Genomic DNA, 15,631 nt, shown 5'->3' on the forward strand with positions numbered 1-15,631 from the left:
TTTTATCGCCAAAATGGTGATCGACAAGAAAGAGTACAGACCGGCAGCGAAATAGCTGATCGGCATTTTGGCGAAAATGTTCTTTTTCATCGCCAAAATGGTAATCGACAAAAAAGAGTACAGGCCTGCGGCGAAATAGCTGATCGGCATTTTGGCGAAAATGTCCTTTTTTTATCGCCAAAATGGTGATCGACAAGAAAGAGTACAGGCCGGCAGCGAAATAGCTGATGGGCATTTTGGCGAAAATGTTCTTTTTTATCGCCAAAATGGTGATCGACAAGAAAGAGTACAGGCCGGCAGCGAAATAAAAAAGAATAATTCTTGCAGATATTTAGATTTGAATTATCTTTGCAGCCATTCTAAAAGAAGGGAGGTTATGATACTATGTTAATTATACCAGTTAAAGACGGAGAAAATATAGATAGAGCGCTAAAGCGTTTTAAGCGAAAGTTCGATAAAACAGGAACTATGCGTCAGCTTAGAAGTCGTCAGCAATTTACCAAACCATCGGTAGAGCGCAGAGCACAGATTCAAAAAGCGCAATACATTCAGCATTTGAGAGATCAGGAAGAGATCTAAATCTCTTTAAGTCTCGTTGAATAATTTAAAACTGTTGGATAAACTTAGTTTGTTAACTTTGTTTGTTCAACAGTTTTTTTTATGCCCAAAACTCAGTTTCTGGAATATCTGGAATTGGAGAAAAATTATTCTCCGCATACCCTAAATGCCTACGAAAGGGACCTGGAGTCGTTTGCAGATTTCCTTCAGCAGGAATACTCTCAGCAAGATTTGCTGGAGGTTAATTACGCCCAAATAAGAAGTTGGATTGTAAAGCTGGTGGAAGAGGGGATTTCTAATAGAAGTGTAAACCGTAAAATTTCGTCCCTTAAGGCTTTCTATAAATTTCAGGTTAAGACAGGCGCTATTCCGCAATCCCCGCTTTTGAAACATAAAACCCTAAAAACTCCAAAAAAGATCCAAACTCCTTTTTCTGAAAAAGAGGTAGGCCTGGTTTTGAATCATTTGCCGGCTGAAACTTTTGAGGAATTAAGAAATCGCTCTATGCTTGAACTTTTGTATTCTACAGGGATGCGAAGGGCTGAACTAATAAGTTTAAAGCTACGTGATGTAGATTTTAATTCCAGGCAGTTAAAGGTTTTAGGTAAAAGAAATAAGGAGAGGATAATTCCGATGCTCAATGGGGTGATGAAAAACCTGCAAGACTATCTCGAAGCCAGAAAAAATATACCGGAAGCCTCGAACACCCCCGAATTACTGGTAACTTCCAAAGGCGTTAAATTATATGAAAGCCTTGTTTATAGAGTAATTAATAGCTATTTTAGTGAGGTGTCTGTTAAATTAAAGAAGAGTCCGCATATTTTGCGGCATAGTTTTGCGACACATTTATTGAACCAGGGAGCTAATTTAAATGCCGTAAAGGAGTTGTTGGGTCACTCGAGTTTAGCCTCAACGCAAGTCTACACCCACAACAATATTGCTCAATTAAGCAAAGCGCATAAAATGGCCCATCCCCGGAACAAGAAAAGCTAACTCATTTGTTTAATTAAATTCCGTAGCAACATGAAAGTAAATGTGCAATCTGTTAACTTCAGTGCAGATCAAAAACTCGTTGATTTTATTCAAAGAAAACTTGACAAGCTGGAAACCTATTACGACAAGATTATTTATGCCGATGTGTACCTTAAAAAAGAGAACACCAGTGATAAGGCAAATAAAATTACAGAAATTTTATTGAGTATTCCCGGTGGGGATATAATTGTAAAAAAGACCTGTAAAAAATTCGAAGAATGTGTAGATGAATGCGTTGCAAGTTTACAGCGACAACTCATTAAACGGAAAGAGAAGATGAGCGCTCACGTTTAGAACATTTTTTTTCGCATAATTGTTTTGCGAAAGAAATAATTTATATACATTTGCAGTCCGTTAGAAATAGCGGACTTTTTTATGTTAAAAAAGTAAGTTCAAAGGCCGATATAGCTCAGCTGGCTAGAGCAGCTGATTTGTAATCAGCAGGTCGTGGGTTCGAGTCCCTCTATCGGCTCCGGAGAAATTTTGAAATTGAATTAGTCTTAGTTTTCAGGATTAAATTACTGAAGTTTAGGTAGCTAAAATAAAGTTCAAAATTTTTTGAAAAAATGCTTTGGATGCTGCTGTAAATTTGCTTTTATTTGCAGCCGTTTTAAAAGACATCATAAAGCTTAACCATTTAGGTTACGGTTCTATGAAATAGTGGAAAATTTGTTTTGGGGAGATACTCAAGCGGCCAACGAGGGCAGACTGTAAATCTGCTGTTTTTAACTTCGCAGGTTCGAATCCTGCTCTCCCCACAATTCAATTCAAAATTCTGAATTTAGAATTTAAGATTAACCTTGAATCCTGAATTTTAAATCTTGAATTACCCGCGGGAGTAGCTCAGTTGGTAGAGCGTCAGCCTTCCAAGCTGAATGTCGCCGGTTCGAACCCGGTCTCCCGCTCTAAAAGAAATCCTGTGAATGTCTCACTTGATTTCTTTTGTACTTTAATAGCTTCTGAAATATGTTTCTGAAATTATTAAAGTGGAAAACCGAAAATGATTTTTTGGTTTCTTTGTTTTGCAGCTTGTTTTTAAGCTTGTAAAGGTCTCTTAGGGTATACCTCTGAAGGAGAATATGGATAGATAATTATTCTGTAAGTCAGCATAGATTTGCAGAAATTTTGTTTGTCTTAAAAAATTAAAGCAGTAGCTTTTTTACTGCCGGCGTAGCTCAGGGGTAGAGCGTTTCCTTGGTAAGGAAGAGGTCACGAGTTCAAATCTCGTCGCTGGCTCAAGATTTTGTATAAAATTGAACACTAATATATAACTAAGATTAAATAAGTATTAATTATGGCAAAGGAAACTTACGATCGGTCCAAGCCGCACCTTAATATAGGTACCATTGGACACGTAGATCACGGAAAAACGACTTTAACTGCAGCGATTACTAAGGTATTGGCTGACGCTGGTTATTCTGAGGCTAGAGCTTTTGATCAAATTGATAACGCTCCTGAAGAAAAAGACAGAGGTATTACAATTAACTCTTCTCACGTAGAATACGCTACTGCGAACCGTCACTACGCTCACGTTGACTGTCCTGGTCACGCCGACTATGTAAAAAACATGGTTACTGGTGCTGCTCAAATGGACGGTGCTATTCTTGTTGTAGCTGCAACTGATGGTCCTATGCCACAAACTCGTGAGCACATCCTTCTTGGACGCCAGGTTGGTATCCCAAGAATCGTTGTGTTCCTTAACAAAGTAGATCTTGTTGATGATGAGGAGCTTCTTGAGCTAGTTGAGATGGAAGTTAGAGATCTTCTTTCTTTCTACGAATATGATGGAGATAACTCTCCTGTAATTTCAGGTTCTGCACTAGGTGCTCTTGAAGGTGATGAGAAATGGGCTAAGACTGTTCTTGACCTTATGGAGGCAGTAGATAACTGGATCGAACTTCCTGAGCGTGATGTAGATAAGCCATTCTTAATGCCTATCGAAGATGTATTCTCTATTACTGGTCGTGGTACTGTTGCTACTGGTCGTATCGAGACTGGTGTTGCTAACACTGGAGATCCTGTAGAGATTATCGGTATGGGTGCTGGAAAACTTACTTCTACCATTACTGGAGTTGAAATGTTCCGTAAAATTCTTGATAGAGGTGAAGCTGGTGATAACGTAGGTATCCTACTTAGAGGTATTGAGAAAACTCAAATCTCAAGAGGTATGGTAATTACCAAGCCAGGATCTGTAACTCCTCACGCTAAGTTTAAGGCAGAGGTTTATATCCTTAAAAAAGAAGAAGGTGGACGTCACACTCCATTCCACAACAATTACCGTCCTCAGTTCTACGTGCGTACTACCGACGTAACTGGAACTATCAACCTTCCTGAAGGAGTTGAGATGGTAATGCCTGGAGATAACCTTACCATTACTGTAGACTTGCTACAACCTATCGCGATGAACGTAGGTCTTCGTTTCGCTATCCGTGAGGGTGGTAGAACTGTAGGTGCAGGTCAGGTAACTGAAATTCTTGACTAATAAGAATTGCATTATATAAAGGTATCCCGGGTGCGCCTGGGATACCTTTAACTTATATTTACGGGTTTAGCTCAGTTGGTAGAGCACTGGTCTCCAAAACCAGGTGTCGGGAGTTCGAGTCTCTCAACCCGTGCATTTAAAATCACTCTTTTGTTGGGGTGATTTTTGAGGAAATAAGAATATCGTGGCTGGAAGCCATTTTTGGACTTTCCAAAGGAAACCAAAAAGATCTCCTGAGCTGTGCAAATACATTAAAGAAATGGCAGGACTTGTTAATTACATATCTGAATCTTACAACGAATTAAGAAACCACGTTACCTGGACCAGCTGGTCTGAAGCACAAAGATTAACTGTATTGGTAGCGGTATTTTCCATTATTTTTTCTTTAGCGATTTGGGGTGTTGATACCCTTTTTAGCGGGATGATTGAGGAATACTTTAGATGGATTAAATCGTAAAGACAAGTAATGATGGCTGCAGCAGAAGTAAACGATAAAAAATGGTATGTAGTGCGCGCGGTAAGCGGGCAGGAGAACAAAGTGAAAGATTATATTGAGCGCGAGATCGCTCATGAAGGTCTTGAAGATTTTGTGGCTCAGGTATTGGTGCCTACCGAGAAAGTAATTCAAATTCGCAACGGCAAGAAAGTAAATAAGGAGAGAGTTTATTTCCCGGGATATGTGATGATTCAGGCAAATTTAGCCGGTGAGATTCCTCACATCATTAAGGGGATTAACGGAGTTATTGGCTTTTTAGGTGAAACCAAAGGTGGGGATCCTGTTCCGTTGAGAAAATCGGAAGTAAACCGAATGTTAGGGAAAGTTGATGAACTTTCTGTGAAGACCGATAATGTTGCGATTCCATTTACCATAGGTGAAACCATTAAAGTAATTGATGGGCCTTTTAATGGGTTTAATGGAACGGTTGAAAAGATTAATGAAGAGAAGCGTAAGCTTGAAGTAATGGTAAAGATTTTCGGAAGAAAAACGCCATTGGAATTGAGTTATATGCAAGTTGAAAAAGTATAATAATCTATTTTGTTACATATTTTTTTGATGGTTTTTTAAAGCTTCCACTATAACAAACTATCACCTAAAATTAGAAAAAATGGCAAAAGAAGTAAGTAAAGTTGTAAAACTACAAGTTCGCGGAGGTGCTGCTAACCCATCACCACCAGTTGGACCTGCTTTAGGTGCTGCCGGGGTAAACATCATGGAATTCTGTAAGCAATTCAATGGTAGAACCCAGGATAAACAAGGTAAGGTTTTGCCGGTTGTAATTAATGTTTATTCAGATAAGTCTTTTGACTTTGTGATTAAAACACCACCGGCCGCCGTACAGTTAATGGAAGCAGCTAAAACTAAGAAAGGTTCCGGAGAGCCAAACCGTAAAAAGGTGGCAAGTGTTTCTTGGGATCAGATTAAAGCAATTGCAGAAGATAAAATGCAGGATCTAAACGCCTTTACCATCGAATCTGCAATGAAGATGGTAGCTGGAACAGCTCGTTCAATGGGGATCACTGTAAAAGGTAATGCACCGTTTTAATCCAAAAAGATATTAAGAAATGGCAAAATTGACTAAAAAGCAAAAAGAAGCTCAGGCTAAGATCGAAAAAGGTAAGACCTATTCGGTAGCAGAAGCTTCAGCTTTAATTAAAGAAGTTGCTAACGAAAACTTTGACGCTTCTGTGGATTTGGCGGTTCGTTTGAACGTAGATCCCAGAAAAGCCAACCAAATGGTAAGAGGTGTTGTAACCCTTCCTCATGGTACTGGTAAAGATGTGAAGGTTTTGGCTTTGGTAACTCCCGATAAGGAAGAAGAAGCAAAACAGGCCGGCGCCGATTATGTAGGTTTAGATGAATATCTGGACAAAATTAAAGGCGGCTGGACCGATGTTGATGTAATTATCACTATGCCCAGTGTGATGGGGAAATTAGGACCTTTAGGTCGTGTTTTAGGACCACGAGGATTAATGCCTAACCCTAAAACCGGTACAGTAACTATGGATGTGGCCAAAGCTGTAAGCGATGTAAAAGCTGGTAAGATCGACTTTAAAGTAGATAAGACCGGAATCGTGCACGCAGGTATTGGAAAAGCATCTTTCGACGCTGAGAAAATCGCCGGAAACGCAAGAGAATTATTAACTACTTTGGTGAAATTGAAGCCTCAGGCCGCGAAAGGAGTGTATATTAAAAGCATACACCTTTCTTCTACTATGAGCCCGAGCCTGGAGATTGATACTAAAAGGTTCACTGAGCAATAATTAGATAGTTATGACAAGAGAAGAAAAATCAATAGTAATAGAAGATTTAACTGCCCAGTTAACCGATAATTCGGTAATTTATTTAGCCGATATCTCCGGACTTAACGCCGGGGCTACTTCAAACTTGCGCAGAGCTTGTTTTAAAGCTAACGTAAAACTGGCAGTAGTTAAGAATACCTTGCTTGCAAAAGCAATGGAAAATTCTGATAAGGACTTTGGAGATCTTCCAGGGGTATTAAAAGGAAACACCTCTATTATGTTTTCTGATACCGGGAATGCTCCGGCTAAAGTGATCAAGGATTTTAGAAAGAAAACCGAAATTCCTCTTTTAAAAGGAGCTTTCGTTGAAGAGGCGATCTACATTGGAGATCAGTACCTTGAAACCCTTGTAAACATCAAGTCTAAAGAAGAAGTTATCGGAGATATTATCGGATTACTACAATCTCCAGCGAAGAACGTTGTTTCAGCGCTTAAGTCTGGTGGTGGTAAACTGGCCGGTATTCTTAAAACTCTTTCTGAAAAAGAAGGATAATTTAGTACGCACTTTTTAACAATTATAAATTAAAGAACATTTTAAAAACGATAGAAAATGGCAGATTTAAAAGATTTCGCAGAACAGTTGGTTAACTTGACCGTTAAAGAAGTAAACGAGTTAGCTGATATTTTAAAAGAAGAATATGGTATTGAGCCTGCAGCTGCTGCTGTAGCTGTTGCTGGTGGTGCTGCTGCCGGAGGTGGTGAAGAAGCTGAAGAGCAAACCGAATTCGACGTAATCCTTAAGGCCGCTGGTGGATCTAAACTTGCTGTAGTTAAGCTTGTAAAAGAACTTACCGGACTTGGACTTAAAGATGCCAAAGAATTGGTAGACGGCGCTCCTAAAGCAGTAAAAGAAGGAATCGCTAAAGACGAAGCTGAAGCACTAAAAGCACAGTTAGAAGAAGCAGGAGCCGAGGTTGAGCTTAAATAAGCTTGCCGGAAGCAATATTATTTAGGTTTAGACCTCAGGATTCGCTCCTGAAGGTCTAAACCCTTTTTGCGTATATAGAGCTTTTGTTTTATAACGCGCCGTTTTTTTATATAAATTATAATCCGTCCATTGATGTTAGCAAAGCAAACTGAAAGATTGAATTTCTCGTCTGTGAAGAACAGGACTCCGTATCCCGATTTTCTGGATATCCAGATTAAATCTTTCCAGGATTTCTTCCAACTTGAAACCAAATCAGAAGAGCGGGGAAATGAAGGTCTCTATAATACCTTCCTGGAAAACTTCCCTATTACGGATACCCGTAACCAATTCGTATTAGAATTTTTAGATTATTTCGTGGACCCACCAAGATATTCCATTCAGGAGTGTATTGAGCGTGGTCTTACCTATAGTGTGCCGCTTAAGGCAAGGTTAAAACTTTATTGTACCGACCCTGAGCACGAAGATTTTGAAACCATCGTACAGGACGTATACCTGGGCACCATCCCTTATATGACCCCCAGTGGTACTTTTTGCATCAACGGTGCAGAGCGTGTAGTTGTATCTCAGTTACACCGTTCTCCCGGAGTTTTCTTTGGACAATCATTCCACGCAAATGGAACTAAATTATATTCTGCCCGTGTAATTCCTTTTAAAGGAAGCTGGATAGAATTTGCTACCGATATTAACAGCGTGATGTACGCTTATATCGATAGAAAGAAAAAATTACCTGTTACCACCTTATTCCGGGCTATCGGATTTGAGCGCGATAAGGATATTCTTGAAATCTTTGACCTTGCTGAGGAGGTTAAAGTTTCAAAAACAGGACTTAAAAAATATCTTGGGCGCAAGCTTGCAGCCCGTGTATTGAACACCTGGTATGAAGATTTTGTAGATGAAGATACAGGAGAGGTGGTTTCAATCGAGCGTAACGAGATCGTGCTTGATCGTGATACCGAACTTGAAAAAGAGCATATAGAAGAGATTCTTGAAACCGGAAGCAAAACTATTCTTCTTCACAAAGAGGATAACTCAACCGGGGATTATGCGATTATTCATAATACGCTTCAAAAGGATCCTACTAACTCAGAAAAAGAAGCAGTAGAGCATATCTATCGTCAATTGCGTAATGCCGAGCCGCCAGATGAGGAAACCGCACGTGGAATCATCGATAAGCTTTTCTTCTCAGACCAGCGATATAGCCTTGGAGAAGTTGGGCGTTATAGAATGAACAAAAAACTTGGTCTTGATATTGGAATGGATAAGCAGGTGCTTACCAAAGAAGATATCATTACCATCGTTAAATATCTTATTGAGTTAATTAACTCAAAAGCTGAGATCGATGATATCGACCACCTTTCGAACCGTCGTGTGAGAACTGTAGGCGAGCAATTATCTCAGCAATTTGGAGTGGGACTTGCCCGTATGGCACGTACCATTCGTGAGCGTATGAACGTTCGTGATAACGAGGTGTTTACCCCGATAGATCTGATCAACGCGAAGACTCTTTCTTCTGTGATCAATTCTTTCTTTGGTACCAACCAGCTATCACAGTTTATGGACCAAACCAACCCGCTTGCCGAGATTACTCACAAGCGTCGTCTTTCAGCTCTTGGGCCAGGTGGTCTTTCAAGAGAGAGAGCAGGCTTCGAGGTGCGTGACGTTCACTATACTCACTACGGAAGACTTTGCCCGATTGAAACTCCTGAAGGTCCGAACATTGGACTTATTTCATCACTTTCTGTGTACGCTAAAGTGAATGGAATGGGATTCATCGAGACTCCTTATCGAAAAGTTGAAGAAGGTAAGCTTGACCTGTCTCAGGAGCCAATTTACCTAAGTGCTGAAGAGGAAGAAGATAAGAAAATCGCCCAGGCTAACATCCCGTTGGCTGAAGATGGAACTATAGATACCGACAGGGTAATTGCCCGTATGGAAGGTGACTTCCCGGTGGTAGATCCTAAAGAGGTGCATTATACCGATGTTGCTCCTAACCAGATTTCTTCAATCTCGGCTTCACTTATTCCTTTCCTTGAGCACGATGATGCCAACCGTGCGCTTATGGGATCGAATATGATGCGCCAGGCCGTACCATTATTAAGAGCCGATTCTCCTATCGTTGGAACCGGTTTGGAACGCCAGGTAGCTACAGATTCTCGAGTATTGATTAATGCTGAAGGTGAAGGAGAAGTAGAATATGTTGATGCTAACAAAATCATCATAAAATACGATCGTACCGAAGAGGAGAGAATGGTAAGTTTTGATAGCGATTCAAAAACTTACGATCTTATCAAATTCAGAAAAACCAACCAGGGAACTTCGATCAACCTGAAACCTATCGTTAGTGTGGGAGACAGAGTGACCAAAGGTCAGGTGCTTTGCCAGGGTTATGCTACTGAGGCCGGTGAGCTTGCTTTGGGTAGAAATATGAAAGTTGCCTTTATGCCCTGGAAAGGATATAACTTCGAGGATGCGATTGTAATTTCTGAAAGAGTAGTAAGAGAAGATATTTTCACTTCTATTCATATAGATGAGTATTCTCTTGAAGTGAGAGATACCAAACTAGGAAACGAAGAGCTTACCAACGATATTCCAAACGTTTCAGAAGAGGCAACTAAAGACCTTGATGAAAATGGAATGATTAGAATTGGTGCTGAAGTTAAGCCTGGTGATATTCTTATTGGTAAGATCACTCCTAAAGGAGAAAGCGATCCTACTCCTGAAGAAAAATTATTACGCGCGATTTTTGGTGATAAAGCCGGTGATGTAAAAGATGCATCGCTTAAAGCTTCACCATCATTAAGCGGGGTGGTTATAGATAAAAAGCTTTTTGCACGAGCTATTAAAGACAAGCGCAAAAGAGCCCAGGATAAGGAAGATGTTGCTGCACTTGAGAAAAAATATGATGCGAAATTTGCCAATTTAAAGGCTCAGCTTGTAGATAAGTTGTTCGCTATCGTAGGTGGAAAAACCGCACAGGGAGTTCAGAACGATCTTGGAGAGGAAGTATTGCCAAAAGGTAAGAAATACACTCTTAAGATGCTTAACTCTGTAGATGATTATACTCATCTTACCACAGGTACCTGGACTACAGATGAGAACCTGAACACTTTGGTGGCAGATCTTATCCATAATTACAAGATTAAGGAAAACGATCTTCAGGGTAACCTTAGAAGAGAGAAATTTACCATCTCTGTAGGAGATGAGTTGCCTTCAGGAATTCTAAAACTGGCCAAAATTTACATCGCTAAAAAGCGTAAGCTTAAGGTAGGTGATAAAATGGCGGGTCGTCACGGAAACAAAGGTATTGTTGCGAGAATTGTTCGTGATGAGGATATGCCTTTCCTTGAAGATGGAACTCCTGTAGATATCGTGCTTAACCCACTTGGTGTACCTTCCCGTATGAACATTGGTCAGATTTACGAGACCGTGCTTGGATGGGCCGGACAAAAACTTGGGAAAAAGTATGCAACTCCAATCTTTGATGGTGCAACTATAGACCAGATCAACGAGCTAACCGACGAAGCCGGAATTCCACGCTTTGGTCATACATACCTGTATGACGGAGGTACCGGAGACCGTTTCGATCAACCGGCTACTGTAGGTGTAATCTATATGCTGAAACTTGGACATATGATCGAGGATAAAATGCACGCCCGTTCTATTGGACCATACTCGCTTATCACCCAGCAGCCTCTTGGAGGTAAAGCACAATTTGGAGGTCAGCGTTTTGGTGAGATGGAGGTTTGGGCACTTGAAGCTTATGGAGCCTCAAGCACCCTGCGTGAAATCCTTACCGTGAAATCTGATGATGTGATAGGAAGGGCAAAAACTTACGAAGCTATCGTGAAGGGAGAGCCTATGCCGGAACCAGGTTTACCAGAATCTTTCAACGTACTTATGCACGAATTGAAAGGTCTTGGACTGGATATTAAGTTAGAAGAATAATATACTGTTTTTGAATAGCCCGGGCTGGCTTGCCGGCCCGGATAAAACAGGGTTTTTTACAATAATTATAGCATCATAATTATGGCTAGAATGAATGATAAGAATACAGTACAGAGATTTAATAAAATCTCTATCGGTTTGGCTTCCCCTGAATCTATCCTCGCAGAATCACGTGGTGAAGTTCTAAAACCGGAAACTATAAATTACCGTACGCACAAACCCGAGAGAGATGGTTTGTTTTGCGAGCGTATCTTTGGTCCCGTTAAGGACTACGAGTGTGCCTGCGGTAAGTATAAAAGAATACGCTACAAGGGGATCGTTTGTGACCGTTGTGGGGTAGAGGTAACTGAAAAGAAAGTACGTAGAGATCGCGTGGGGCATATCAACCTGGTAGTTCCCGTGGCACATATCTGGTACTTCCGTTCTTTACCAAACAAAATTGGATACCTGCTTGGGCTTCCTTCAAAGAAGCTTGATATGATTATTTACTACGAGCGTTATGTAGTAATTCAGCCGGGTATCGCTAAAGATGAAGATGGAAACCCACTTAAAAAGATGGATTTCCTTACCGAGGAAGAATACCTTAATATCCTGGACAGCCTTCCGCAGGAAAACCTGTACCTGGAAGATAACGACCCGAATAAATTCATCGCCAAGATGGGGGCCGAATGTCTTATCGAGATATTGAGAAGAATAGATCTTAACGAACTTTCTTACGAATTAAGACACAAGGCAAATAACGAAACTTCAAAACAACGTAAAACTGAAGCGCTTAAGCGTCTTCAGGTTGTAGAAGCTTTTAGAGATGCCAATAATAATCGCGAGAACCTTCCCGAGTGGATGATCATGAAAGTGGTTCCTGTAATTCCGCCGGAATTACGCCCGCTGGTGCCACTTGATGGAGGCCGTTTCGCAACTTCAGACCTTAACGATCTTTACCGTAGAGTAATTATTCGTAACAATCGTTTGAAGCGTTTGATGGAGATCAAAGCTCCTGAAGTAATTTTGCGTAATGAAAAGCGTATGCTTCAGGAATCTGTAGATTCTCTGTTTGACAATACCAGAAAATCTTCAGCAGTAAAAACCGATTCCAACAGACCTCTGAAATCGCTTTCAGACTCATTAAAAGGGAAGCAGGGACGTTTTCGTCAAAACCTTCTTGGTAAGCGTGTAGATTACTCGGCACGTTCGGTTATTGTTGTAGGTCCTGAGCTTAAAATGTATGAGTGTGGTCTTCCAAAAAATATGGCTGCCGAGCTTTACAAGCCTTTTGTGATAAGAAAACTTATTGAAAGAGGAATTGTAAAAACGGTAAAATCGGCCAAGAAGATCATCGATAAAAAAGAGCCGGTAGTATGGGATATCCTTGAAAATGTTTTAAAAGGACACCCGGTACTGCTTAACCGTGCCCCCACACTTCACCGTTTGGGAATCCAGGCCTTCCAGCCTAAATTAATTGAAGGTAAAGCTATACAGTTACACCCGCTTGCCTGTACGGCATTCAACGCCGACTTTGACGGGGATCAAATGGCGGTTCACCTTCCATTAGGGCCAGAAGCAATCCTGGAAGCACAGTTATTAATGCTGGCTTCTCACAATATTCTTAACCCTGCGAATGGTTCTCCTATTACAGTACCATCTCAGGATATGGTTCTTGGTCTGTATTATATGACCAAATCAAGAAAATCTACTCCCGAAGTGCCAATTAAAGGAGAAGGGTTAACCTTCTACTCGGCCGAGGAAGTGGTAATTGCCTATAACCAGAAGCGTGTAGACCTGAATGCGATCATTAAGATTCGTACCAAAGATCTTGACGAAAATGGAGAATTGGTAACTAAAATTCTTGAAACTACTGTAGGTAGAGTGCTGTTTAATGAAGCAGTTCCTGAGAAGGCAGGCTACATTAACGAGGTACTAACCAAGAAATCGCTTAGAGATATTATTGGTAGAATCCTTAAGGTGACCAGCGTACCAGAAACTTCAGAATTCCTTGATGCAATTAAGGAGATGGGATATGGTTTCGCCTTCCGTGGAGGATTGTCGTTTAGTCTTGGGGATATTATTATTCCTGAAGAAAAACAACAAATGATCGATGAGGCTAACGAGCAGGTAGAAGGCATTATAGGAAACTATAATATGGGTCTTATTACCAACAATGAGCGTTACAACCAGGTAATTGATATCTGGACCTCTACCAACGCCGGTCTAACCGAATTGGCGATGAAGCGAATTCGCGAAGATCAGCAAGGATTTAACTCGGTGTATATGATGCTTGATTCTGGAGCCCGTGGTTCTAAAGAGCAGATTAGACAGCTTACCGGGATGCGTGGTCTTATGGCCAAGCCTAAAAAATCTAATTCTGGAGGTGGTGAAATTATTGAAAACCCGATTCTTTCTAACTTTAAAGAGGGTCTTTCAATACTTGAATACTTTATCTCTACTCACGGTGCACGTAAAGGTCTTGCCGATACCGCACTTAAAACTGCCGATGCCGGGTATCTAACCCGTAGATTGGTAGATGTTTCTCAGGATGTGATTATTAATGAAGAAGACTGTGGAACATTAAGAGGAGTTGAAGTTAGACCACTTAAGAAAAACGAAGAAGTCGTTGAATCTCTGGGAGAGCGTATTTTGGGTCGTATAGCCCTTGAAGACGTGATTAACCCGATTACCGAAGAATTATTGGTTTCGGCTGGAGAAGAGATTACTGAAGAAGTTGTTGAGTTGATCAACCAGGCACCTTTAGAAAGCGTAGAAGTAAGGTCTCCGTTAACCTGTGAGGCTAAAAAAGGTATCTGCGGAAAATGTTACGGTAGAAACCTATCTACCAATAAAATGGTTCAAAAAGGAGAAGCAGTTGGTGTTGTAGCCGCACAATCTATTGGAGAGCCGGGAACTCAGCTTACGCTGCGTACCTTCCACGTGGGTGGTATTGCCGGAAACATTTCAGAAGAAAATAAACTGGAGGCTAAACTTAACGGGGTTGCCGATATCGAAGACCTTAAAGTTGTAAAAGGTGAAGCTCCAGATGGAAGTACTGCAGAAATCGTGATTTCACGAACTGCAGAAATTAAAATACGCGATAAGAAGAGCAATGTGGTACTTAGTACCAATAATATTCCTTATGGTTCGCAAATCTTTATTGAAGATGGAGCCGAGGTTTCTAAAGGCGATGTAATTTGCCAGTGGGATCCATATAACGGGGTAATTATTTCTGAATTTGCCGGTAAGATCAAATATGAAAATATCGAGCAGGGGGTAACTTACCAGGTTGAGATCGATGAGCAAACAGGATTCCAGGAAAAAGTAATTTCTGAATCCCGAAACAAAAAGCTTATCCCAACCCTTCATATTCTTGGAAAGAAAGATGAAGTGATAAGATCTTATAACCTTCCGGTAGGGGCTCACCTTATGGTAGATAATGGAGATAAGATTAGCGTTGGTAAGATTTTGGTGAAGATTCCAAGAAAATCGTCTAAAGCAGGTGATATTACCGGTGGTCTTCCACGTGTAACCGAATTATTCGAAGCCCGTAACCCGTCTAACCCTGCAGTGGTTAGTGAGATTGATGGTGTAGTTTCCTTCGGAAAAATTAAACGTGGTAACCGTGAGATCATCGTAGAGTCCAAGCTAGGTGAAGTTAAAAAGTATCTTGTAAAGCTTTCTAACCAAATCCTTGTTCAGGAGAACGATTATGTTCGTGCGGGAATGCCATTATCTGATGGTTCTATTACTCCTGAAGATATTTTGAATATCAAAGGACCAAACGCAGTACAGCAGTATCTTGTAAATGAAGTACAGGAAGTATACCGTTTACAGGGGGTGAAGATCAACGACAAGCATTTTGAAGTTGTGGTTCGCCAAATGATGCGTAAGGTAAGAATCCAGGATCCGGGAGATACTATTTTCCTTGAAAACCAATTGGTTCATAAAGATGATTTTATCGAAGAAAACGATAAGATCTTTGGAATGAAAGTGGTAGAAGATGCCGGTGATTCTGAAAGATTGAAACCAGGACAAATTCTTTCACCAAGAGATCTTAGAGATGAGAACTCACTGCTTAGAAGAGAAGACAAAAATCTTGTTACTGCCAGAGATGTTGTGGCTGCAACTGCAACCCCGGTATTACAGGGTATTACAAGAGCTTCGCTTCAAACCAAATCCTTTATCTCGGCGGCTTCCTTCCAGGAAACCACCAAGGTACTTAACGAGGCTGCGGTAAGCGGTAAGATCGATGAACTTGAAGGTCTTAAAGAGAACGTAATTGTAGGGCATAAAATCCCTGCAGGTACCGGAATGCGTGAATACGACAGCATTATCGTTGGTTCTAAAGAAGAATTCGATGAAATGCTTGAGAGAAAGCAGGAAGTTAACTATAACTAATT

12 protein-coding genes and 5 tRNA genes are annotated in these 15,631 nt (G+C 40.8%); all 17 read left to right on the top strand.

The genetic code is table 11. The features are described 5' to 3' along the window. The first annotated feature begins 384 nt into the window (after positions 1-384). The 17 genes from rpsU (at position 385) to rpoC (ending at position 15,629) form a co-directional block, all read left to right on the top strand. Positions 385-579 (top strand): 30S ribosomal protein S21, encoded by a 195-nt coding sequence (rpsU, locus tag ACW6QP_RS09920; protein ID WP_457910719.1) that lies wholly within the window; start codon positions 385-387, stop codon positions 577-579. Positions 580-660: 81 nt separating this feature from the next. Continuing rightward, the gene (locus ACW6QP_RS09925; protein WP_457910720.1) at positions 661-1,551 is read left to right on the top strand and encodes a tyrosine-type recombinase/integrase; all 891 of its coding nucleotides are present in this window, start codon (positions 661-663) and stop codon (positions 1,549-1,551) included. Between the two features lie 30 nt (positions 1,552-1,581). Beyond that, a complete protein-coding gene (gene hpf, locus ACW6QP_RS09930) occupies positions 1,582-1,884 on the top strand; it encodes a ribosome hibernation-promoting factor, HPF/YfiA family (protein WP_457910721.1) in 303 nt (100 codons plus the stop codon). A gap of 104 nt (positions 1,885-1,988) precedes the next feature. After that, positions 1,989-2,062, top strand: a tRNA-Thr gene (locus tag ACW6QP_RS09935). Positions 2,063-2,266: 204 nt separating this feature from the next. Continuing rightward, positions 2,267-2,348 (top strand) — tRNA-Tyr (locus ACW6QP_RS09940). Between the two features lie 74 nt (positions 2,349-2,422). Then, positions 2,423-2,495 (top strand) — tRNA-Gly (locus tag ACW6QP_RS09945). Between the two features lie 259 nt (positions 2,496-2,754). Beyond that, a tRNA-Thr gene (locus tag ACW6QP_RS09950) sits at positions 2,755-2,826 on the top strand. A gap of 58 nt (positions 2,827-2,884) precedes the next feature. After that, on the top strand, positions 2,885-4,072 hold the full coding sequence (tuf, locus tag ACW6QP_RS09955; RefSeq protein WP_457910722.1) for an elongation factor Tu: 1,188 nt from the start codon (positions 2,885-2,887) through the stop codon (positions 4,070-4,072). Positions 4,073-4,132: 60 nt separating this feature from the next. Then, positions 4,133-4,205, top strand: a tRNA-Trp gene (locus ACW6QP_RS09960). A 126-nt stretch (positions 4,206-4,331) separates the two neighbouring features. Beyond that, the gene (secE, locus tag ACW6QP_RS09965) at positions 4,332-4,529 is read left to right on the top strand and encodes a preprotein translocase subunit SecE (RefSeq protein ID WP_457910723.1); all 198 of its coding nucleotides are present in this window, start codon (positions 4,332-4,334) and stop codon (positions 4,527-4,529) included. Between the two features lie 12 nt (positions 4,530-4,541). Continuing rightward, positions 4,542-5,099: a transcription termination/antitermination protein NusG gene (gene nusG / locus ACW6QP_RS09970; RefSeq protein WP_457910789.1), complete on the top strand. Its 558-nt coding sequence runs from the start codon at positions 4,542-4,544 to the stop codon at positions 5,097-5,099. Positions 5,100-5,178: 79 nt separating this feature from the next. Further along, positions 5,179-5,616, top strand: coding sequence for a 50S ribosomal protein L11 (rplK, locus tag ACW6QP_RS09975; protein ID WP_457910724.1), 438 nt, complete (start codon positions 5,179-5,181; stop codon positions 5,614-5,616). 19 nt (positions 5,617-5,635) lie between these two features. Beyond that, entirely contained in the window at positions 5,636-6,334 is a 699-nt protein-coding gene (rplA, locus tag ACW6QP_RS09980; protein ID WP_457910725.1) for a 50S ribosomal protein L1, read from the top strand. 10 nt (positions 6,335-6,344) lie between these two features. Then, complete coding sequence (rplJ, locus tag ACW6QP_RS09985) at positions 6,345-6,866, top strand: 50S ribosomal protein L10 (RefSeq protein WP_457910726.1); 522 nt, start codon at positions 6,345-6,347, stop codon at positions 6,864-6,866. Between the two features lie 57 nt (positions 6,867-6,923). After that, a complete protein-coding gene (gene rplL, locus ACW6QP_RS09990; RefSeq protein ID WP_457910727.1) occupies positions 6,924-7,301 on the top strand; it encodes a 50S ribosomal protein L7/L12 in 378 nt (125 codons plus the stop codon). A 132-nt stretch (positions 7,302-7,433) separates the two neighbouring features. Then, positions 7,434-11,246, top strand: coding sequence for a DNA-directed RNA polymerase subunit beta (gene rpoB, locus ACW6QP_RS09995; protein ID WP_457910728.1), 3,813 nt, complete (start codon positions 7,434-7,436; stop codon positions 11,244-11,246). Between the two features lie 81 nt (positions 11,247-11,327). After that, positions 11,328-15,629, top strand: coding sequence for a DNA-directed RNA polymerase subunit beta' (gene rpoC, locus ACW6QP_RS10000; RefSeq protein WP_457910729.1), 4,302 nt, complete (start codon positions 11,328-11,330; stop codon positions 15,627-15,629). Positions 15,630-15,631: the final 2 nt, after the last annotated feature.

This window comes from Salegentibacter haimaensis (genome assembly GCF_054121495.1).

Coding starts and splice junctions, on each gene's coding strand:
- rpsU (WP_457910719.1), top strand. CDS start 385: ATGTTAATTATACCAGTTAAAGACGGAGAAAATATAGATAGAGCGCTA.
- ACW6QP_RS09925 (WP_457910720.1), top strand. CDS start 661: ATGCCCAAAACTCAGTTTCTGGAATATCTGGAATTGGAGAAAAATTAT.
- hpf (WP_457910721.1), top strand. CDS start 1,582: ATGAAAGTAAATGTGCAATCTGTTAACTTCAGTGCAGATCAAAAACTC.
- tuf (WP_457910722.1), top strand. CDS start 2,885: ATGGCAAAGGAAACTTACGATCGGTCCAAGCCGCACCTTAATATAGGT.
- secE (WP_457910723.1), top strand. CDS start 4,332: ATGGCAGGACTTGTTAATTACATATCTGAATCTTACAACGAATTAAGA.
- nusG (WP_457910789.1), top strand. CDS start 4,542: ATGGCTGCAGCAGAAGTAAACGATAAAAAATGGTATGTAGTGCGCGCG.
- rplK (WP_457910724.1), top strand. CDS start 5,179: ATGGCAAAAGAAGTAAGTAAAGTTGTAAAACTACAAGTTCGCGGAGGT.
- rplA (WP_457910725.1), top strand. CDS start 5,636: ATGGCAAAATTGACTAAAAAGCAAAAAGAAGCTCAGGCTAAGATCGAA.
- rplJ (WP_457910726.1), top strand. CDS start 6,345: ATGACAAGAGAAGAAAAATCAATAGTAATAGAAGATTTAACTGCCCAG.
- rplL (WP_457910727.1), top strand. CDS start 6,924: ATGGCAGATTTAAAAGATTTCGCAGAACAGTTGGTTAACTTGACCGTT.
- rpoB (WP_457910728.1), top strand. CDS start 7,434: ATGTTAGCAAAGCAAACTGAAAGATTGAATTTCTCGTCTGTGAAGAAC.
- rpoC (WP_457910729.1), top strand. CDS start 11,328: ATGGCTAGAATGAATGATAAGAATACAGTACAGAGATTTAATAAAATC.